General features: G+C 63.1%; 15 protein-coding genes. 11 read left to right on the plus strand and 4 right to left on the minus strand.

Going from position 1 to position 20,955, the window contains the following annotated elements:
• Positions 1–36 precede the first annotated feature (36 nt).
• The 3 genes from dapF to JYJ39_RS11200 form a co-directional block, all read right to left on the minus strand.
• Positions 37–903 (minus strand): diaminopimelate epimerase, encoded by an 867-nt coding sequence (dapF, locus tag JYJ39_RS11190; protein WP_205204373.1) that lies wholly within the window; start codon positions 901–903, stop codon positions 37–39.
• Between the two features lie 200 nt (positions 904–1,103).
• Positions 1,104–1,433, minus strand: coding sequence for a YnfA family protein (locus JYJ39_RS11195; RefSeq protein ID WP_205204374.1), 330 nt, complete (start codon positions 1,431–1,433; stop codon positions 1,104–1,106).
• A 225-nt stretch (positions 1,434–1,658) separates the two neighbouring features.
• Entirely contained in the window at positions 1,659–1,901 is a 243-nt protein-coding gene (locus tag JYJ39_RS11200) for a hypothetical protein (RefSeq protein WP_205204375.1), read from the minus strand.
• Positions 1,902–2,326: 425 nt separating this feature from the next.
• Here JYJ39_RS11200 and JYJ39_RS11205 point away from each other — a divergent pair, with 425 nt between their 5' ends.
• From JYJ39_RS11205 to JYJ39_RS11250, 10 genes are all read left to right on the plus strand, one after another.
• Positions 2,327–3,121 carry a TorF family putative porin gene (locus JYJ39_RS11205; RefSeq protein WP_205204376.1) on the plus strand — a complete coding sequence of 265 codons (795 nt, stop codon included), beginning with the start codon at positions 2,327–2,329 and terminating at the stop codon, positions 3,119–3,121.
• Positions 3,122–3,144: 23 nt separating this feature from the next.
• Positions 3,145–3,483 (plus strand): P-II family nitrogen regulator, encoded by a 339-nt coding sequence (locus tag JYJ39_RS11210; RefSeq protein ID WP_205204377.1) that lies wholly within the window; start codon positions 3,145–3,147, stop codon positions 3,481–3,483.
• Positions 3,484–3,494: 11 nt separating this feature from the next.
• Positions 3,495–4,877 carry an ammonium transporter gene (locus tag JYJ39_RS11215; protein ID WP_205204378.1) on the plus strand — a complete coding sequence of 461 codons (1,383 nt, stop codon included), beginning with the start codon at positions 3,495–3,497 and terminating at the stop codon, positions 4,875–4,877.
• A 175-nt stretch (positions 4,878–5,052) separates the two neighbouring features.
• Complete coding sequence (locus JYJ39_RS11220) at positions 5,053–7,815, plus strand: cation-transporting P-type ATPase (RefSeq protein WP_205204379.1); 2,763 nt, start codon at positions 5,053–5,055, stop codon at positions 7,813–7,815.
• A gap of 250 nt (positions 7,816–8,065) precedes the next feature.
• A complete protein-coding gene (gene glnA, locus JYJ39_RS11225; RefSeq protein ID WP_205204380.1) occupies positions 8,066–9,475 on the plus strand; it encodes a type I glutamate--ammonia ligase in 1,410 nt (469 codons plus the stop codon).
• A gap of 17 nt (positions 9,476–9,492) precedes the next feature.
• Complete coding sequence (gene glnL / locus JYJ39_RS11230) at positions 9,493–10,638, plus strand: nitrogen regulation protein NR(II) (protein ID WP_205204382.1); 1,146 nt, start codon at positions 9,493–9,495, stop codon at positions 10,636–10,638.
• A complete protein-coding gene (gene ntrC / locus JYJ39_RS11235; RefSeq protein WP_205204384.1) occupies positions 10,635–12,098 on the plus strand; it encodes a nitrogen regulation protein NR(I) in 1,464 nt (487 codons plus the stop codon). The genes glnL and ntrC overlap by 4 nt, the downstream gene beginning before the upstream one ends.
• Position 12,099: 1 nt before the next feature.
• A complete protein-coding gene (locus tag JYJ39_RS11240) occupies positions 12,100–16,731 on the plus strand; it encodes a glutamate synthase-related protein (RefSeq protein ID WP_205204385.1) in 4,632 nt (1,543 codons plus the stop codon).
• Between the two features lies 1 nt (position 16,732).
• Complete coding sequence (locus tag JYJ39_RS11245; RefSeq protein ID WP_205204386.1) at positions 16,733–18,193, plus strand: glutamate synthase subunit beta; 1,461 nt, start codon at positions 16,733–16,735, stop codon at positions 18,191–18,193.
• Between the two features lie 134 nt (positions 18,194–18,327).
• A complete protein-coding gene (locus JYJ39_RS11250; protein WP_205204387.1) occupies positions 18,328–18,957 on the plus strand; it encodes a LysE family transporter in 630 nt (209 codons plus the stop codon).
• A 25-nt stretch (positions 18,958–18,982) separates the two neighbouring features.
• Here the strand turns inward: JYJ39_RS11250 and JYJ39_RS11255 are convergent, their stop codons facing one another.
• Positions 18,983–19,924 carry a CysB family HTH-type transcriptional regulator gene (locus JYJ39_RS11255; RefSeq protein ID WP_205204388.1) on the minus strand — a complete coding sequence of 314 codons (942 nt, stop codon included), beginning with the start codon at positions 19,922–19,924 and terminating at the stop codon, positions 18,983–18,985.
• Positions 19,925–20,156: 232 nt separating this feature from the next.
• On the opposite strand from JYJ39_RS11255, the gene JYJ39_RS11260 reads away from it, so the two are divergent.
• Positions 20,157–20,936: a sulfite exporter TauE/SafE family protein gene (locus JYJ39_RS11260; protein ID WP_205204389.1), complete on the plus strand. Its 780-nt coding sequence runs from the start codon at positions 20,157–20,159 to the stop codon at positions 20,934–20,936.
• Positions 20,937–20,955: the final 19 nt, after the last annotated feature.

The raw sequence follows: 20,955 nt of genomic DNA on the forward strand, positions 1-20,955 counted from the left end.
AGTTTCTTTCAAAAATAAGGGCAAACCCAGGGAAATTCAGCGTTGATACAGGCCGGTGAACACCGTCGCCGCACCGCCGGTCATGAACACGTGATTGGTACTGGCATCCCAGTCGATATGCAGGGTGCCGCCGCGTAATTCGATGTCGACACTGCGCTCGGCCCGCCCCTCCAGCACTGCGGCAACGGCCACCGCGCAAGCGCCGGTGCCGCACGCCAGCGTTTCCCCGGCGCCGCGCTCCCAGACGCGCATGCGCAGCCTACGGCGCGACAGCACTTCGACAAACTCGGTATTGGTCCGCCGTGGAAACAAGGGGTGATGCTCGAACAACGGCCCGATACGGGTCAGATCCAGGGGATCTATCCCGTCCATGAACACCACTGCGTGCGGATTACCCATCGACACCGCCGTCAGATTGACCTGCCAGCCATCGACCTCAACCGGACGCGCAATGAACGGCCCGGCATCAGCGCCAGCAGCCAGTTGCATCGGGATACGTGCCGGCACCAGTTCCGGTTCACCCATATCGACCACGGCGCCGTCCACCTCGCCATTCTCGGCAAAGCGCAAGCGCACCTCCTTGATCCCGGCCAGCGTCTCGATGCGCACCGTGTCACGCGCGCAGATGCCGGCATCGTGCACATACTTGCCAACACAGCGCACGGCGTTACCGCACATTTCCGACTCCGAACCATCGGCATTGAACATGCGCATGCGTGCATCCGCTCCTGCCACCGTGGACGGCAGAATCAGCACCAGCCCATCGGAACCGACGCCGAAATGCCGGTCGCTGATGCCGCGTGCCAATGCACCAGGATCGCTCACCTGCTCCTCAAATCCATTGACGTAGACATAGTCATTGCCAATGCCTTGCATCTTGGTAAACCGCAGTGCTGCTGCCATGAGGCGTCCTTTCCGGTGAAAACGCATTGACGTACTCAAGAGCAGCAAGCGTGCCAACCCAAAAAGTCAACTCATGGCATTGTTTACAAATGATTTTTAAAAACTTGCGCATCCAAAATTCAGAGTTTGCGCACTGTTCTGGTGCGTCATGCACGCTGGCGTGCGCCATCTTTGTGCAGGGAAATCCCTACTGGCTCAACTTAGTCAGGTTGCAGCGCAATGACCGCCATTCCACTCAGCGCAATGGCCGCACCAACCACATCCCAGCGGGTCAGCGTTACGCCATCAACAATCCGCAGCCAGATCAGGGCGACGGCAATATACATCCCGCCATACGCCGCATAGGTGCGCCCCGCCGCACTTGGATGCAAGGTCAACAACCAGGCAAACGTCGCCAATGACAACGCCGCCGGCAACAGAAGCCAGGCACTTTTCCCCTGCTTCAGCACCAGCCAGGGCAAATAGCAGCCAACAATCTCGGCGACGGCAGTCACAGCAAACAGGAAAGCAATCTTGCAGAACTCGGGCATGGAAACTCGGGAGCGAAAGGAATCACATTCTGGAGAATGGCCCGCCACATTACAGGCCCCCCATCGACGCAAGGCCGTGTAGCGTACAGCGGGAATTATCACCCACCGCGACAAGCGGCGGGATCAATGATTTCAGTGCCTGAGATAAAGCAGCAGCAGGTAAATCTCCGCCACCAGCGCCGCCAGCCCAGCACCGAAAAGCAGCCCGAACAGGCCAGCTCTGACCTAGCATCGCTTGGCCAACTGATGGCCGACCAGCAAGGCAAAAAAACCATTGACGACAAGGCTGGGGCTGATTGCCAGGATGCCGACCAACAGAATCATGAACCCGCTGCCCCAGCCGCCAGGGCCGCTATAACTGGGCGTACCGAATTTACTGGCAAGAAAGAGGCTGATCGGCACGAACAACACCCCGGCCCCCCAGAACAGTTTAGCCATCCACAGGAGAGGATTGCGCGATCTATCCATAAAGCACCTGAAGCAAACTCACATACCCCCCTCGTTCCGCCGGAATCCGCACATCAGGATTCAGGCGGAACCTCGCATGCAAGGCCGTATCGACAGCGCGCATCTCGTTCAACCCCGCTTTGGAAATACGCGATTATCTCATTGACATCGATCAGATCGCAGCCCTGATCTGTTTTCCCTCATGCCTGGAATGCGCGGCTGAACGCTCCAGAGACGCCCCCCACACGCCATGCTGATCCGCCCCATTGCGGTGCATGTAGGCAGCCAGAAAGGGCCCATGTCGGTGCGTCCAAGCAGGCATATATTAAAGTTAAACATCACAAATAACATTCAATCATTTGTTTTTATTCAACAAACAAACTATGGCACGCAATCTGCTTTTCCAGGCTGCACGTTTCTTTTCTGCAACTACCCTGGAGAGTTCGATGAACAAAAAAACGATTACCCTGCTTGTCAGCGCCCTGAGTGTCTCGCTGTCGGCCCTGGCGGACGAAGCCCCGGCCTCGCCGCACTCCTTTACTGGCAATGTTGGACTGGTCAGCGATTTCGTTTATCGCGGCATCAGCCAGACGCACACTCAACCGGCGGTGCAAGGCGGGTTTGATTATGCGCACGCCAGTGGTCTCTATGCCGGCATCTGGGGCTCGAGCATTTCCTGGGTGAGCGATGGCCTGGGCGGCAGCTACCCGCTCGAACTCGATATTTACGGCGGCTACAAGGGATCTTTTGGCGGTGATTTCGGCTACGACGTGGGCGTGCTGTCCTACAACTATCCCGGCCACGGCCGCGTATCCGGCTCGGTGCGGGCAGATACGGTGGAAGCCTATGGCGCCGTATCGTGGAAATGGCTGACCCTGAAGTATTCGCATACGGTTTCCAGCCATTTCGTCGGCTGGACCACGGATAACGGCGGCAAAACACGCGGCTCGGGTTATCTGGAGCTGAACGCCACCTACGATCTTGGCGACGGCTGGGGCCTGACCGGCCATGTCGGACACCAGAAGGTGAAGGGTAACCGCGACGCTTCCTACAGCGACTGGCGCCTCGGCGTCACCAAGGATCTCGGTTTCGGCGTCATCGGCCTGGCCTACTCCGACACCAATGCCGAAGGCAGCTGCTCGGCGGGTGAAGCGTATTGCTGGGGTACCAGCGAAGGTACACGCAATTTCAAGGATGTCGGGCGCGGCACGGCCATCCTGAGCTTCAGCAAATCCTTCTGATCGCCTTAACGAAAGGAATCAACATGAAAATGCTTACCGCCATCATCAAGCCCTTCAAGCTCGACGAAGTGCGCGAAGCACTGGCTGCCGTCGGCGTCCAGGGCATTACCGTGACCGAAGTCAAGGGATTTGGCCGGCAGAAGGGCCACACCGAGTTGTATCGCGGCGCCGAATACGTGGTCGACTTCCTGCCCAAGCTGAAGATCGAAGTCGCGATTCGCTCCGAAATCCTCGAACAGGCCATCGAAGCCGTCGAAACCGCTGCCAACACCGGCAAGATCGGCGACGGCAAGATTTTCGTCTATGCGCTCGAACAAGTCGTCCGCATCCGCACCGGTGAAACCGGCGCCGATGCGCTTTAAGGAGCACTGCCATGAGAAAGTTTCTTCCTCTCTTCCTGTTCGTCAGCAGCCTGAGCCTGAGTTCGCTGGTCATGGCGCAGGACACGATCGATGCGGCTGTCACGGTCGCCAGTGAAGCGATCGTTGCGGCGGCAGCACCTGCTGCCGAAGCCGTCGCCGCAGCCGCCCCAGCACCTACCCTCGACAGTGGCGACACAGCCTGGATGCTGACCTCGACCATGCTCGTCATCCTGATGATCATTCCCGGCCTGGCCCTCTTCTATGGCGGTCTGGGGCGGACCAAGAACATGCTGTCGGTCCTGATGCAGGTGTTCGTGATCTTCTCGGTCATCACGATTTTGTGGGCGATCTACGGCTACAGCCTGACCTTCTCCGGCGCGGGAAGCTTCTACGGCAACCTGGACAAGCTGTTCCTGCGCGGCATCGCGCCGGATACCCTGTCCAGCGCCCTGAGCACCATTCCCGAGTACGTGTTCGTCGCCTTTCAATCGACCTTCGCCGCCATTGCCTGCGCCCTGATCGTCGGCGCTTTTGCCGAGCGCATGAAGTTTTCGGCGGTCATGCTCTTCAGCGTGCTGTGGTTCACCTTCAGCTACGTGCCGATGGCGCATATGGTCTGGGGCGGCGGTCTGCTGGCGCAAGACGGCGCGCTGGATTTCGCCGGCGGCACCGTGGTGCACATCAACGCGGCCATGGCCGGCCTGGTCGGGGCGTATCTGGTCGGCAAGCGGATCGGCTTCGGGCGTGAATCGATGGCGCCGCACAGCCTGACTCTGACCATGGTCGGCGCCTCGCTGCTGTGGGTGGGCTGGTTCGGTTTCAACGCCGGTTCCGCCGGTGCCGCCAATGGTGTGGCCGGCCTGGCCTTCATCAACACCATCCTGGCAACCGGCGCCGCCACGGTGGCCTGGATCGCCGGCGAGGCACTGCTCAAGGGCAAACCGTCCATGCTGGGAGCCGCTTCCGGTGCGGTTGCCGGTCTGGTTGCGGTGACTCCGGCGGCGGGTTTGATCGGCCCGATGGCCGCCATCGTACTCGGCCTGATCGCCGGCCCGGCCTGTCTGTGGGGTGTCAGCGGCCTGAAGCACATGCTGCGGGTGGATGATGCTTTCGACGTGTTCGGGGTGCATGGAGTGGGCGGTATCGTCGGCGCCATCCTGACCGGCGTGTTCGCGGCGCCTTCGCTGGGTGGTACCGGTGCGGCAGACTTTTCGATCGCGTCGCAAGTCTGGGTGCAAACCTACAGCGTGCTGATCACCATCGCCTGGAGTGGCATCGTTTCCCTGATTGCCTACAAGCTGATCGATCTCACCATCGGCCTGCGGGTGTCGGAAGAACAGGAACGCGCCGGTCTCGACATCAGCGCCCACGGCGAGTCGGCCTACCGCTACTGAAATCACCTGAATCCCTGTGCGGGTTTTCCCGTCCGGACGCCTTCCCGACGTCCGGACGGTTTTTTTATGGCAAAAAAAAACTGTTAGCATGGCACCGCCCCCTTGCAGCAGCGCTGTCTCCAGCCACCACCCGACCTGCTGCCACGATCAGGAACACCAGGAACAGGACGCTGCAATGCCGCACCACTCCCACACTGATCAACCGAACGAACGGCCGACGCCGCACTGGCACACCTGCTCCCGTGCAGAGGTGGAACAGGCGCTGGATGCCGGCCCCGACGGCCTGACGGAAGCCGACGCGCTGCAACGGCGGGAATACTACGGCGCGAACCGTCTGACACCCCCGAAGCAGCGTGGGCCGCTATTACGTTTCCTGCTGCAGTTTCACAACATCCTGCTCTACATCATGCTGGTGTCGGCGGTCGTCACCGCTGCGCTCGGACATTGGATCGATAGTGGCGTCTTGTTCATGGCAGTCGTCGTCAATGCCCTCATCGGCTTCATCCAGGAGGGCAAGGCGGAATCGGCGCTGAATGCCATTCGCGCCATGCTGTCGCCACGCGCCACAGTCATCCGTGCTGGCCAGCGCCGCGAGATCGATGCCGCTGAGCTGGTGCCCGGCGATGTCGTGGCGCTGGCCTCCGGCGACCGGGTACCCGCCGATGTACGCCTGCTCGACGTGCGTGAATTACGCATCGAGGAAGCGGCGCTGACCGGCGAATCGCTGCCGGTCGAAAAAAGCACGGCGCTCGTCCCCCCTGATGCGCCGCTGGGCGACCGCTGCAACATGGCCTACTCGGGCACGCTGGTGGTGTATGGGCAGGCCACCGGGATCGTCGTCGCCACCGCTGCCGCCACAGAACTGGGCAAAATCAACCAGATGCTGGCGAGCATTGATGCAACAAGCACCCCCCTGCTGCGCCAGATGGATCACTTCGGCCGCATCCTGGCCCTGGTCATCCTCGCCGTATCGCTGGCGGTGTTTGTGCTCGGCACCGGATGGCGCGACAACGACCCGGCCGACATGTTCATGATGGTGGTGGCGCTGGTTGCTTCGGCCATTCCCGAAGGCTTGCCGGCAATCATGACCGTCACCCTGGCGCTGGGCGTGCAGCGCATGGCGCGGCACAACGCCATCATCCGTCGCTTGCCGGCGGTCGAAACGCTGGGCTCGGTGACGGTCATCTGCTCCGATAAAACCGGCACCCTGACCCGCAACGAAATGACCGTGCAGCGCATCGTCTGCGCCGGCCATGTCTTCAATGTCGGCGGCGTCGGCTACGCGCCGGTCGGCGATTTGAGCCTGGACGACCGCATCATCGACAGCGAACACTACCCTGCCCTGGCGCTGGCCATCCGTGCCGGTGTGTTGTGCAACGATGCCCGGCTGCGGGTGGAAGAGGGCGTGTGGCGGGTCGAAGGAGACCCGACCGAAGGCGCTCTCCTGGTGCTGGGCGAAAAAGCCGGTTTCAGCCGCCACCTGGGCGACACTGCCTGGCCCCGGCTTGATGCCCTGCCTTTCGAATCGCAGCACCGCTTCATGGCCACCTACCACCGTGACAGCGACGATGTCCCCTGGCTGTTCGTCAAAGGCGCGCCGGAGCGCATCTTCGAGATGTGCAGCACGCAAATGGAACACGGCGGTGACCACAGCACCGGGCATGGCGGCGAACAACCGCTGGCAATCGATTACTGGCGGCGCCTGGTCAACGACACCGCCGCCCAGGGGCTGCGCCTGCTGGCGCTGGCCTGCAAACGGTCAGCACCGCAGCACGGGCCGCTCAGTTTTGCCGACATGGACGACGGTTTCGTGTTGCTGGCCCTGATCGGCATCATCGATCCGCCCCGGGCGGAAGCCGTGCAGGCGGTGCACGACTGCCACCGCGCCGGCATCCGGGTCAAGATGATTACCGGCGACCACGTCGAAACGGCGCGTGCAATCGGTGCACAACTGGCAATTGGTACGGGCAAACCTGCCCTCAGCGGCGCCGAAATCGCCTTGATGGACGATGCCGCCTTGCGCCAGGTGGTCATGAGCGTCGATGTGTTCGCGCGCGCCGCGCCGGAGCACAAACTGCGGCTGGTCCAGGCGCTGCAGGAAGAGGGCCAGGTCGTCGCCATGACCGGCGACGGGGTAAACGACGCGCCAGCGTTGAAACGCGCCGATGTCGGCGTAGCCATGGGGCTGAAGGGTACCGAGGCCGCCAAGGAATCTGCCGCCATGGTCCTGGCGGACGACAATTTCGCCACCATCGCCCGTGCCGTGCGCGAGGGGCGTGCGGTTTACGACAATCTGAAAAAATTCATCCTGTTCATGCTTCCCTCCAGCGGTGGCCAGGTGCTGGTCGTCATCACGGCCATCCTGTTCGAACTCACCCTCCCCCTGACCGCAGCCCAGGTGCTGTGGGTCAACATGGTCACCTCCAGCACGCTGGGGCTGGCGCTGGCGTTCGAACCCGCCGAGCGAGACATCATGCAGCGGCCACCCCGGTCACCCAGCGAAGCCTTGCTGTCGGGCTTTCTGGTCTGGCGTCTGCTGCTGGTTTCGGTGCTGATGATGAGCGGCGCACTCGGCCTGTTCCTGTGGGAATTGAATGCCGGGGCCGGCATTGACAGCGCGCGCACCATGGCAGTCAATGCGGTGGTGGTGGCGGGCATGTTCTATCTCTTCAACAGCCGCTTCCTCCTGCAGCCGGTGCTCAGCCGCAGCGGACTGACCGGCAACCCGCACGTCCTGCTGGCCATCGCTACCTGCGCCTGCCTGCAGATCGCCTATACCCACCTACCTCTGATGCAAGCGATTTTCAACTCGACCGACCTCAGCCTGCTGGAGTGGGGCAAGGTGCTGGTCGCCGGCCTCTTGGTGTTCTGCGTTGCCGAACTGGAAAAATTCGTCGTCCGCCGCAGCGGCCTGGCTGTGCGCCTGGGGCTGGCCTAAACGCAGCAGCGCAACTGCGATCACCTTGATTCCCTGACCGATGCACCGCTTTGGTGCATCGGTCAAGGCACCACGCACCATCCTGGCGCGCCAGCACGCACCGTTTACGGGCGCAATAAAAAAACACCTTGAAAATCAGAACAGTAGGCAAATACCCCGCGCTGGCACGCTTAATGCTTTAGCGAACGTGCTTGTATCAAACCACGCTGTGATCGTCGCCTCTTTCTCTTTTTACTCAGGAGTTTTCCTCATGACCGCCCAAGACGTAATCCGCATGATCCAGGAAAAGGAAGTCCGCTTCGTCGATTTCCGTTTCACCGACATCCGGGGCCAGGAACAGCACGTCGGTGTGCCGGCCCACACCGTCGATCTCGACAAAATGGCCGATGGTCACGCCTTTGATGGCTCGTCGATTGGCGGCTGGAAAGGCATCCAGGCCTCCGACATGCAGCTCATGCCTGATCCGGCTTCTGCCTACATCGACCCCTTCATGGACGAAACGACACTGGTGATGACCTGCGACGTCATCGAACCCGCCGACGGCAAGGGCTATGACCGCGACCCGCGCTCCATCGCCAAGCGCGCCGAAGCCTATCTGAAGAGCACCGGCCTGGGCGACACCGCGTTTTTCGGCCCGGAACCCGAGTTTTTCATCTTCGATTCGGTGGAATGGAAGGTGGACATGTCCGGTTCCTACTGCAAGATTTTTTCGGAAGAGGCCGCCTGGTCCAGCGCCGACAAATTCGACGGGCGCAACAGCGGCCATCGCCCCGGCGTCAAGGGCGGTTATTTCCCGGTCCCCCCCGTGGATAGCCTGAACGACCTGCGCGTTGCCATGTGCCTGGCACTGGAAGAATGCGGCGTGCCGGTGGAAGTGCATCACCACGAAGTCGCCACCGCCGGCCAGTGTGAAATCGGCACGGTATTCAATACCCTGGTGCGGCGCGCCGACCAGACCCAGATCCTCAAGTACATCGTGCACAACGTCGCCCACCTGCACGGCAAGACCGCGACCTTCATGCCCAAGCCCATCGTGGGCGACAACGGTTCCGGCATGCACGTGCATCAGTCGATCTGGAAGGATGGCAAGAACCTGTTCGCTGGCAACGGTTACGCCGGACTATCCGAATTCGCGCTCTACTACATCGGCGGCATCATCAAGCACGCCCGTGCCCTGAACGCCATCACCAATCCCGGCACCAACAGCTACAAACGCCTGGTGCCAGGGTATGAAGCCCCGGTCAAGCTGGCCTATTCGGCGCGCAACCGTTCGGCATCGATCCGCATTCCGCATGTGCAGAGCACCAAGGCACGCCGCATCGAAACGCGTTTCCCGGATCCCTCGGCCAACCCCTACCTGTGCTTTGCCGCGCTCATGATGGCCGGCCTGGACGGCGTGCAGAACAAGATCCACCCGGGCGACCCGGCCGACAAGAACCTGTATGACCTGCCGCCGGAAGAAGATCGCAAGATCCCGACGGTGTGCACCAGTCTTGACCAGGCTCTGGATTATCTCGACAAGGATCGTGAATTCCTCACCCGTGGCGGAGTGTTCAGCGACGATTTCATCGACGCCTACATCACGCTCAAGATGGAAGAAGTGCAACGTTTCCGCATGACCACCCATCCGGTCGAATACGATATGTACTACTCGCTGTAAAGTCTGTACCTGCAACCATGACCGGAAGCCGCACGACGCGGCTTCCGGCAACAACCGCCTTCCAGGGAAAGCCAACCGACGTGCGCACACCGGGCCAATCTGATTCCACCCCAGCCTTTGCCGGCCTCGACCTGCTGGTCTCGGCCGTGGTCTTGCTGGACGAGGGCCTGTGCATCCGTTACTGCAATCCGGCCGCGGAAAACCTGTTTGCCGTCAGCCGGCGGGTCTGCCTCGGCAAGCCGCTGACCCTGCTGCTCGACGCCACCCCCTCCCTGCTGGCAACGCTGGAAAGCACCCTGGCGCACCGTTGGAGCTACACCAAGCACGACATCGTCGTACTCAGTAACCGGGCCGAGCCGGTCCATCTCGACTGTTCGATCAGCCCGCTGGAAATTCCCGAAGCCCAGCTACTGCTGGAATTCCGCCCCATCGACCAGCAACTGCAGACGGCGCGCGAAGAACGCGAAGCCATGCAGCAGGTCGCCAACCGCGAACTGATCCGCAACCTGGCGCACGAAATCAAGAATCCGCTCGGCGGCATCCGGGGCGCAGCGCAGCTCCTGGGCGACGAACTCGCCGATCCCGAGCTCAAGCAGTACACCCAGGTCATCATGGACGAGGCCGACCGCCTGCAAGCCCTGATGCGCCGCATGCTGTCCTCGCACCATGCCATGCAGCCGGCCCCGATCAACATCCACGAAATTCTCGAACCGATCCGCAAGCTGATCTGCGCCGAATTTCCCGATCTCACCGTCCGCTGCGATTACGACATCTCGCTGCCGGAAATCGCTGGCGACCGCGAACAATTGATCCAGGTCGTCCTCAACATCATGCGCAACGCCGCGCAGGCGGTATCCGGCAACGGAGAAATCACCCTGCGCACGCGCATCCGCCGCCAGGTCACGCTGGCCAAGAAACGCCACCGGCTGGCGCTGGAACTGCAGATCATCGACAACGGCCCGGGCATACCCGAAGCCATTCGCGACCGCGTCTTCTACCCGCTGGTGTCCGCCCGCTCCGGTGGCACCGGCCTGGGGCTGGCGCTGGCGCATGATTTCATCTGGCAGCACCAGGGCAGCATCGAAGTCGAATCCGTCCCCGGACGGACCTGTTTTACCGTGTGCCTGCCCTTGCTCAACGCCACCCCGGAGGAGAAACGATGAACACCGTCTGGATCGTCGATGACGACCGTTCAATCCGCTGGGTGCTGGAAAAGGCCCTGGGGCGCGAAAACATTCCCGCGCGCAGCTTCGACAGCGCCGATGCCGCGCTGGCTGAACTGGCCCAGGGCGCCACGCCACCGGGCGCCCTGCTGTCCGACATCCGCATGCCGGGCGCGAGCGGCCTCGATCTCTTGCGTGAAGCGCATCTGCGCTACCCCGAGCTGCCGGTCATCGTCATGACCGCCTATTCCGATCTCGATTCCGCCGTGGCCGCGTTCCAGGGCGGGGCGTTCGAATACCTGCCCAAGCCGTTCGATGTCGACCAGGCTGTGGCGCTGGTGCGCCGTGCCCTGCACCGCGACACCGCCCCGGCACCACAGGCCAGCGGCACCCCGCAGCCACCGGAAATTCTTGGCCAGGCACCCGCCATGCAGGACGTTTTCCGTGCCATCGGCCGGCTGTCCCAGTCGCACGCAACCGTACTCATCAACGGCGAATCCGGTTCCGGCAAGGAACTGGTGGCCCGCGCCCTGCATCGCCACAGCCCGCGCCACGATGGCCCGTTCATCGCGCTCAACACCGCCGCCATTCCCCGCGACCTGCTCGAATCGGAGCTGTTCGGCCACGAGAAGAACGCCTTTACCGGCGCCCACAGCCAACGTCGTGGCCGCTTCGAGGAAGCCGATGGTGGCACGCTTTTCCTCGATGAAATCGGCGACATGCCGATCGATCTGCAGACCCGGCTGTTGCGGGTGCTGTCCGACGGCCAGTTCTACCGCGTCGGCGGTCATCAGCCCATCCGCGCCAACGCCCGCGTCATCACCGCCACCCACCAGAACCTGGAGCAGCGGGTCAAGAACGGACTGTTCCGCGAAGACCTCTTCCACCGTCTCAACGTCATCCGGCTGCGGCTACCACCGCTGCGTGAGCGTCGCGAGGACATTCCGGCTCTGGCACACCATTTCCTCAATGAAAGCGCACGCCAGCTCGGCGTGCCGCCCAAGCGCCTGTCCGACGCCGCCCTCACCCTCCTGCAAGCAGCACCCTGGCCAGGCAACGTGCGTCAGCTGGAAAACCTCTGCCAGTGGCTGACGGTCATGGCCCCCGACATGCAGGTGGAAGTCGCCGACCTGCCGCCGGAAATGCGTGGCGAGGCAAGCAGCACAGCAGGCGACGACAGCGCGGGAGAACCATCCGCTCTGAACGGCCATGACTGGAAAATCCTGCTCGCCAGCGCCATCGACACGCACCTCAGCCTGCACCCGGGCAGTGTCTGGGACGATTTCTCCAAGACTTTTGAAACCACCCTCATCCGCCGCGCCCTGGCCGCCAGCGGCGGACGCCGCATCGAAGCAGCACAGCTGCTGGGCATCGGCCGCAACACCATCGCCCGCAAGATTCAGGAACTCGGATTAGAACCACCCCACCCGCATCACCCGCAACCGCACAAGGAAGACTGACATGCACCAGCCAGATCGACAGGGCCTCTACGACCCCGCTCAGGAACGCGACGCCTGCGGCGTCGGTTTCGTCGCCCATATCAGGAACCAGAAGAGCCACGCCATCGTTGCACAAGGCCTGCAGATCCTGAAAAACCTCGAACACCGCGGCGCCACCGGCTACGATCCGCTGCTCGGCGACGGCGCCGGCATCCTGTTGCAGATTCCCGATGCTTTCCTGCGTAGCGAAATGGCACGCCAGGGCATCAGCCTGCCGCCTGCCGGCGACTACGGCGTCGGCATGATCTTCCTGCCGCAGAACCCGGAAAGCCGCCGTGCCTGTGAAGCCGCCATCGAACGCACCGTCCGCTATGAAGGTCAGCGCCTGATCGGCTGGCGCGACGTGCCGGTCAACAACCACGGTCTGGCAGCGGCGGCGCGCGAGCTTGAACCCGTCATCCGCCAGGTGTTCATTGCCCGCGGCGAAGGCGTGACCGACACCGACGCCTTTGAACGCAAGCTCTACGTCATCCGCAAGGAAGCCGGCCACCATATCCAGGCGCTCAAGCTGCCCGATGTACGGACTTTCTACGTTCCCTCCCTGTCCACCCGCACCATCGTCTACAAGGGCATGCTGCTGGCCGATCAGGTCGGCGAATACTTCACCGACCTCACCGACGAACGCCTGGTGTCGGCGCTGGCCCTGGTGCACCAGCGCTTTTCCACCAACACCTTCCCGACCTGGGATCTCGCCCACCCCTTCCGCATGATCGCCCACAACGGCGAAATCAATACCGTACGCGGCAACGTGAACTGGATTCGGGCCCGTGAGCATGGCATTTCATCCAGCCTGCTCGGCGAAGACCTGCCCAAGATCTGGCCGCTGATTTACGACGGCCAGTCCGACTCGGCCAGCTTCGACAACGCCCTCGAACTGCTGGTGATGGGCGGCTACAGCCTGGCGCACGCGATGATGATGCTGATTCCCGAAGCCTGGTCCGGCAATGCGCAGATGGACGAGGACCGGCGTGCTTTCTACGAATACCACATGGCCCTGATGGAGCCGTGGGACGGCCCGGCTGCCGTGGCCTTCACCGATGGCCGCCAGATCGGCGCCACGCTCGACCGCAACGGCCTGCGCCCGGCACGCTACCTGATCACCGATGACGATCTGGTCATCCTCTCTTCCGAATCCGGCGTCCTGCCCATTCCGGAAGAGCGCATCGTCCGCAAATGGCGGCTGCAGCCCGGCAAGATGCTGCTGATCGATCTCGAACGCGGCCGCATCATCGGTGACGACGAGGTCAAGAACCAGCTCGCCGCCGCCAAGCCTTACCGCCAGTGGCTCGAGCAATCGCGGCACTATGTCGAGGATCTGCCCGCCGTCAAGCCCGCCGAACGGCTGGCCACGCCGCTGCACGACCTGCAACGCGCTTTCGGCTACACCGAAGAAGACCACAAATTCATTCTCGAACCGATGGCCCGTCAGGGCGAGGAAGCCACCGGCTCGATGGGCAACGACAGCCCGCTGCCGGTGCTCACCGGCCGCCACAAGCCGCTCTTTCACTACTTCAAGCAGCTGTTCGCCCAAGTGACCAACCCGCCGATCGATCCGATCCGCGAGGAAATCGTCATGTCGCTGATCTCGCTGGTCAGCCCCAACCCCAACCTGCTCGGCATTGACGAAAACACGCCGGAACCACGCCTGCTGGTGCGGCAGCCCATTCTTTCCCCGACCGACATGGCACGGCTGAAGGACATCGACAGCCTCACCGCCGGCGCTTTTCGTGCCCAGGTGGTCGACATCACCTGCCCTGCCGCCGCTGGCCCGATCGGCCTGGGCGACGCGCTGTACCAAGTCTGCCTGCGTGCCGAACATGCCGTTGGCGCAGGTGCCTCGGTACTCATTCTGTCCGACCGCAACACCGGGCCGGAACGGGCGCCGATTCCGTCGCTCCTCGCCTGTTCCGCCGTCCATCAGCATCTGGTACGCGCCGGCCAACGCACCAAATGCAGCCTGATCGTCGAAACCGGCGATGCCCGTGAAACCCACCACTGTGCGGTGCTCGCCGGCTACGGCGCGGAAGCCATCCACCCCTGGCTGGCCTTCGCCAGCATCAGTGCGATTGCCCCCACCTTGCCCGGCGCACCAAGTGCCGAGGAATGCCACAAGCGCTACATCAAGGCCATCGGCAAAGGCTTGATGAAGGTGATGTCGAAGATGGGCATTTCCACCTATCAATCCTATTGCGGCGCCCAGATTTTCGAAGCAGTCGGTCTGGCGTCGGCTTTCGTCGCTCGCTATTTCACCGGCACGCCGACGCGGATCGAAGGGATCGGCCTGAAGGAAATCGCAGTCGAAGCCCTGAACGCACATGCCGCCGCCTTCGGCGATACGCCGCTGGCGCAGGACACAGCGCTCGATTGCGGTGGCGAATACGCCTACCGGGTTCGCGGCGAAGAGCATATGTGGACGCCCGATGCGATTGCCAAGCTGCAACACGCCACCCGCTCCGGCAAGTACGACACCTACAAGGAATACGCGGCCATCATCAACGACCAGAGCCAGCGCCACATGACGCTGCGCGGTCTGTTCGAAATCCGCCCGGCCGGCGCCCCGGTGCCGCTGGATGAAGTCGAACCGGCGAGCGAGATCGTCAAGCGTTTCGCCACCGGCGCCATGTCGCTGGGTTCCATTTCGACCGAAGCACACAGCACCCTGGCCATTGCCATGAACCGCATCGGTGGCAAGTCCAATACCGGCGAAGGGGGCGAGGACGCCCGTCGCTTCCAGGTGGTGCGCGCCGGTCAGACGGTGGGAGACATCATCGGCCACGACCGCATCGAGCGTGACACGCCGCTGCGCGAAGGCGATTCCCTGCGCAGTGCGATCAAACAGGTAGCCTCCGGCCGTTTCGGTGTCACCGCTGAATACCTGGCCAATGCCGACCAGATCCAGATCAAGATGGCGCAAGGTGCCAAGCCGGGCGAAGGCGGCCAGCTGCCGGGCCACAAGGTGACCGATTACATCGGTTTCCTGCGTCACTCGGTACCGGGTGTCGGCCTCATTTCGCCGCCGCCACACCACGACATCTACTCGATTGAAGACCTGGCGCAGCTGATCCACGACCTGAAGAACGCCAACCCGACCGCCTCGGTTTCGGTCAAGCTGGTGTCCGAAGTCGGCGTCGGTACGGTGGCGGCCGGCGTTGCCAAAGCCAAGGCCGACCATCTGGTGATCGCCGGTCATGACGGCGGCACCGGCGCCAGCCCGCTGTCCTCGGTCAAGCATGCCGGTGCCCCCTGGGAGCTGGGACTGGCGGAAACGCAGCAAACCCTCATGCTCAACCGCCTGCGCGGCCGGGTGCGGGTGCAGGTTGACGGTCAGATCAAGACCGGTCGCGATGTCATCATCGGCGCCCTGCTCGGGGCCGACGAGTTCGGCTTTGCCACCGCACCGCTGGTGGTCGAAGGCTGCCTGATGATGCGCAAGTGCCACCTCAACACCTGTCCGGTCGGTGTCGCCACGCAGGACCCGGTGCTGCGCCAGCGCTTCTCCGGCCAGCCCGAGCATGTCGTCAATTATTTCTTCTTCGTGGCCGAAGAGGCACGCCAGCTGATGGCCGAACTCGGCATCCGCCGTTTCGACGACCTGATCGGCCGTGCCGACCTGCTCGACATGCAGAAGGGCATCACGCACTGGAAGGCACGTGGCCTCGATTTCTCGCGCATCTTCTACCGCCCCACCCTGCCCGCCGACGTCTCCTGCAAGCACAGCGAAACCCAGGAACACGGTCTGGAGCGCGCCCTTGACCAGCAACTGATCGCTCAGGCGCAGGCCACGCTCGATGGCGGCGAGGCGGTCACGCTGACGCTGCCCATCCGCAGCCTCAACCGCAGCGTCGGCACCATGCTCTCCTACGAGCTGGCCCGCCGCCACGGCCATGCCGGCCTGCCCGACGACAGCATCCGCGTCTGCCTCAACGGCACCGCCGGACAGAGCTTCGGTGCCTTCCTCGCCCGCGGCATCACGCTCGACCTGACCGGCGAAGGCAATGACTACGTCGGCAAGGGACTGTGCGGTGGTCGGATTGTCGTGCGCCCCCCCGCAAGCTTCCGTGGCGCTGCCAACGACAACATCATCATCGGCAACACCGCGCTCTACGGGGCCACCGAAGGCGCTGCCTTCTTCCGTGGCGTCGCCGGCGAGCGCTTCGCGGTGCGCAATTCGGGAGCCACGGCAGTGGTCGAAGGCGTCGGCGACCACGGCTGCGAGTACATGACCGGCGGTACCGTGCTGGTGCTGGGCCGCACCGGCCGCAATTTCGCTGCCGGCATGAGCGGCGGCATTGCCTACGTACTCGATCTGGACGGCGATTTCGCACGGCGCTGCAATCCGGCCTCAGTCAAGCTCGAAGCGATCGAAACGGATGCCACGCTGGCTCCGGACAGCCCGCTGCATCAGGGCATGAGCGACGAAACACTGCTGCGCAAGCTGCTTGAGCAGCATCTCGCCGCCACCGGCAGCGAGATCGCCCGCAACGTGCTGTCCGACTGGGCGAGATATCGCGCCCGTTTCGTCAAGGTGTTCCCCAATGAATATCGCCGCGCGCTGCAGGAAATGGCCGCTGCGGCAATGAAGGAGGTTGCATAACATGGGCAAGCCCACCGGATTTCTTGAATTCGTGCGCCAGCACGAAAGCTACGACCCTGTCAGCGAGCGCCTGCAGCACTACCGGGAGTTCGTGCATCCCCTGCCGGAAGCCGCAGCACGCACCCAGGGGGCGCGTTGCATGGATTGCGGCGTACCGTTCTGCAACAACGGTTGCCCGGTCAATAACCTGATCCCCGACTGGAACGATCTGGTCTACAACGGGCAGTGGCAGGCCGCCATCGAGCGGCTGCACGCCACCAACAACTTTCCCGAATTCACCAGCCGCATCTGCCCGGCTCCCTGTGAGTCGGCCTGTACCCTGGGCGTCAATGACGCGCCGGTCGGCATCAAGTCGATCGAACGCGCCATCATCGACACCGCCCGCGCCAATGGCTGGATCGGTGCCCAACCGGCCAACCGACCGAGCGGTCGCCGAGTCGCCGTTGTCGGTTCCGGACCGGCGGGTCTGGCGGCAGCGCAACAGCTGGCACGCGCCGGCCACGCGGTGACGGTGTTCGAGAAGAACGATGCCATCGGCGGCCTGCTGCGCTACGGCATTCCGGACTTCAAGCTGGAAAAGCATCTGATCGACGAGCGCGTGGCACAACTCGAAGCGGAAGGCGTCCATTTCGAGCTACGCACCCTGGTCGGCGACGCGCTGCCAGCCAGCATCGCCAATGATGCCAGCCGCGTCGTCGCCCCCGATCGCCTGTTGCGTGACTTCGACGCCGTGCTGCTGGCAGGCGGCTCGGAAACCCCGCGCGATCTGCCGATTCCCGGACGCAATCTGTCCGGTGTCCATTTCGCCCTCGAATATCTCATTCCGCAGAACAAAGAGGTCGGCGGCGGCAGCAAGAACCCGATCGACGCCCGCGGCAAGCACGTCGTCGTGATCGGCGGCGGTGACACCGGCTCCGACTGCGTCGGTACGGCCAACCGCCAGGGGGCGGCCAGCGTCACCCAGATCGAACTGCTGCCCAAGCCACCGGCAGAAGAAAACAAGGATCTGACCTGGCCCTACTGGCCGCACAAGCTGCGCACGTCTTCCTCGCACGAAGAAGGCTGCGTACGCGATTGGTCGGTTGCCAGCCAGGCCTTCCTCGGCGAAAACGGCCAGCTCAGGGCGCTGCGCTGCAACCGGCTGGACTGGCAGAATGGCAAGATGCAGGAGATTCCCGGCTCCGAATTCGAACTCAAAGCCGACCTCGTCTTCCTGGCCATGGGCTTCACCCAGCCCGCCGCCCCCCTGCTCGACGCTTTCGGCATCGCCCGCGACAACCGGGGTAATGCCGCTGCCGGCACCGATGACCTGAACGGCTACGCCACCAATGTCAGCAAGGTGTTCGCCGCCGGCGACCTGCGCCGGGGCCAGTCGCTCGTCGTCTGGGCCATCCGCGAAGGCCGCCAGGCCGCCCGCGCCATCGACCGCTTCCTCATGGGCGAAACCCGCCTGCCGCGCTGAGCGCAGCCAAAACCCACCCTCCATTCCCGTCCCGGGATGGAGGGTGGCAGCCGGGCCACGGCCCGCATTGAGCCTCGACAACACGGAACGCAGCTTGTGGCACACTACGCCTCCCCAAGTTCTGCCCCACGCCCATGACTTTTCCCACCTGGTTCAGTTTCTTCATTGCCTGCTGGCTGATCAGCCTGTCGCCGGGCGCCGGGGCGATTGCGTCAATGTCGTCCGGGCTGGCGCATGGTTTTCGGCGCGGCTACTGGAACGCCATTGGCCTGCAACTGGCACTGATCCTGCAGGTGGGCATTGTTGCAGCCGGGATTGGCGCGGTGTTGGCGGCGTCCGAACTGGCGTTTTCCCTGATCAAATGGTTTGGTGTGGCCTACCTGCTGTACCTCGGCTGGAAGCAGTGGTCGGCGCCGGTGGCAGCGCCGCTGCTGGCAGCGGAAAGCGGCAGCACGTCGGCACGCAAGCTCCTGTTGCGCGGTTTTGTGGTCAACGCCAGCAACCCCAAGGCGATTGTCTTCATTCTCGCCGTGCTGCCGCAGTTCATCGCCCCGGCGCAGCCGTTGTTGCCGCAATACGTGCTGATGACCGCCACCATGGTACTGGTCGACCTGGTCGTGATGGCCGCCTATACCGGCCTGGCCGCCCGGGTGCTGCGCCTGCTGCGCAGTCCACGTCAACAGCGGCTGCTCAACCGCACCTTCGGCAGTCTGTTTGCCGCTGCAGCGGCGCTGCTGGCAACGGTCCGTCACGCCGGTCATTGAGCGCCCCGGCGCAGGTTGACACCGCTTACAGCTGCCAGGCTTCGCCCACGCCCTGCAGGGTCATTTCGATGCTGCGCTTGTCCAGTTGCGGCGCGAACAGGGTGATGAAATCGTAATCAAAGCGGCGTAGATAGCTGCCGCGGCGCACCGCCAGACGGGTGGTGTTGGATTCGAACAGATGCGCCGCATCCAGTGCCACCAGCCCCTGGTCACGCGCGGGATCGAATGCGAGTTTGGCGATGATACCCAGACCAAGCCCCAGGCTGACGTAAGTCTTGATCACGTCGGCATCGAGTGCGGTCAGCGCGATATTGGGCTCCAGATCGGCACGTTCAAAGGCGCGGTTGATGCGCGAGCGGCCGGCAAAAGCGTTGTCATAGGTAATCAGCGGCCACTGCGCCAGGGTGTGCAGGGACAGGGGCTGTTCGGCCAGCAGGGGATGGCCTTCCGGTACGATCACGCAATGGCTCCACTGCTGCACCGGAAAGGAAATGAGCTGTGGTGCCTGGTCCAGCGCTTCGGTGGCAATACCGATGTCAGCCTCACCCGCCGCCACCCAGTCAGCAATCTGGTGTGGGTTGCCCTGGTGCATTTCCAGCTTGATCTCCGGGTGCCGGCTCATGAAATCCCGCACCACGGTCGGCAGCACGTAGCGCGCCTGGGTGTGGGTGGTCGCCAGCACCAGCCGGCCCGATTCACCGCTGATGAATTCGCTGCAGACGCGCTTGAGATTTTCCGCTTCGCGCAGGATGCGCTGGGCGATGTCGATGGCCACCCGCCCCGGCTCGGTGACCCCGGTGAACCGCTTGCCGCTGCGCTCGAAGATGGCGATACCCAACTCGTCCTCCAGCATGCGGATCTGTTTCGACACGCCCGGCTGTGAGGTATACAGTGCCTCCGCCGCTTCCGAGACATTCAGCCCCTGGCGTTCGATTTCAACGATGTAACGTAGTTGTTGCAGTTTCATGTGCGTGATGGGTAAAAAGGCTTGCCAGGAAAAACACCTGCCAGCTTCCACGGCGAATGTTGCGTTTTGACTAAAAGCTCAGAAAAGCATGAAAAATGCAGCAACCCATGCGCAGCTTGCATGCACCGTGCGGCATCCCGCATTGTATTCCTGTTGCTTAATAACAAAAAGACATACCAATCTACCTCATTATTCTTTTTGACTCAATCCAGCCAGCGTAGGATGCGCGCCCATGGATGCTTACCTCTACACTCTTTCCGGCTTTGCCGTCGGTGCCATCGTCGGCCTGACCGGCGTCGGCGGCGGCTCGCTGATGACCCCGCTGCTGGTCCTGCTGTTTGGCGTACATCCGGCCACGGCGGTCGGCACCGATCTGCTCTACGCCGCCCTGACCAAAGCTGGCGGCACGGTTGCACACCACCGGCGGGGCCACATCGACTGGCAGATCACGGCCCGCCTGGCTGGCGGCAGCATTCCGGCGGCGGCGCTGACGATCCTGGTTCTCTCCTTTCTGCCGGACGGCCGCCAGAGTATTGGCACGGTGGTGACGCACGGCCTGGGCTTCGCCCTCCTGCTGACGGCCGTGGCCATCCTGTTTGGCCGCAAGTTGCGGGCCTATGCCAGCCAGCGGGAAACTTCTTCGCTGCGGCAGAATTACATTGCGCCGATCACCGTCGCCGTCGGCGCCCTGCTCGGTGTGCTGGTCACGATTTCCTCCGTCGGCGCCGGGGCACTCGGTGTCGCAGTGCTGTTTTTCCTCTACCCGAAACTCTCATCGGTGCGCATTGTCGGTTCCGATGTGGCGCACGCCGTGCCGCTCACCCTGGTCGCCGGCATCGGCCACTGGTGGCTGGGCAGCGTTGACTGGGTGCTGCTGGGCAGCCTCCTGCTCGGCTCCCTGCCCGGCATCTGGATCGGCACGCATTTGTCGGCCAAGGTACCGGAGCACGTCCTGCGCCGGCTGCTCGGCGCGATGCTGCTGTTGATTGGCAGCAAGCTGGTGTTCTCCTGAATTTACAATAACATTCCTC

Source organism: Azonexus hydrophilus (assembly GCF_905120355.1).
Lineage (GTDB): Bacteria > Pseudomonadota > Gammaproteobacteria > Burkholderiales > Rhodocyclaceae > Azonexus.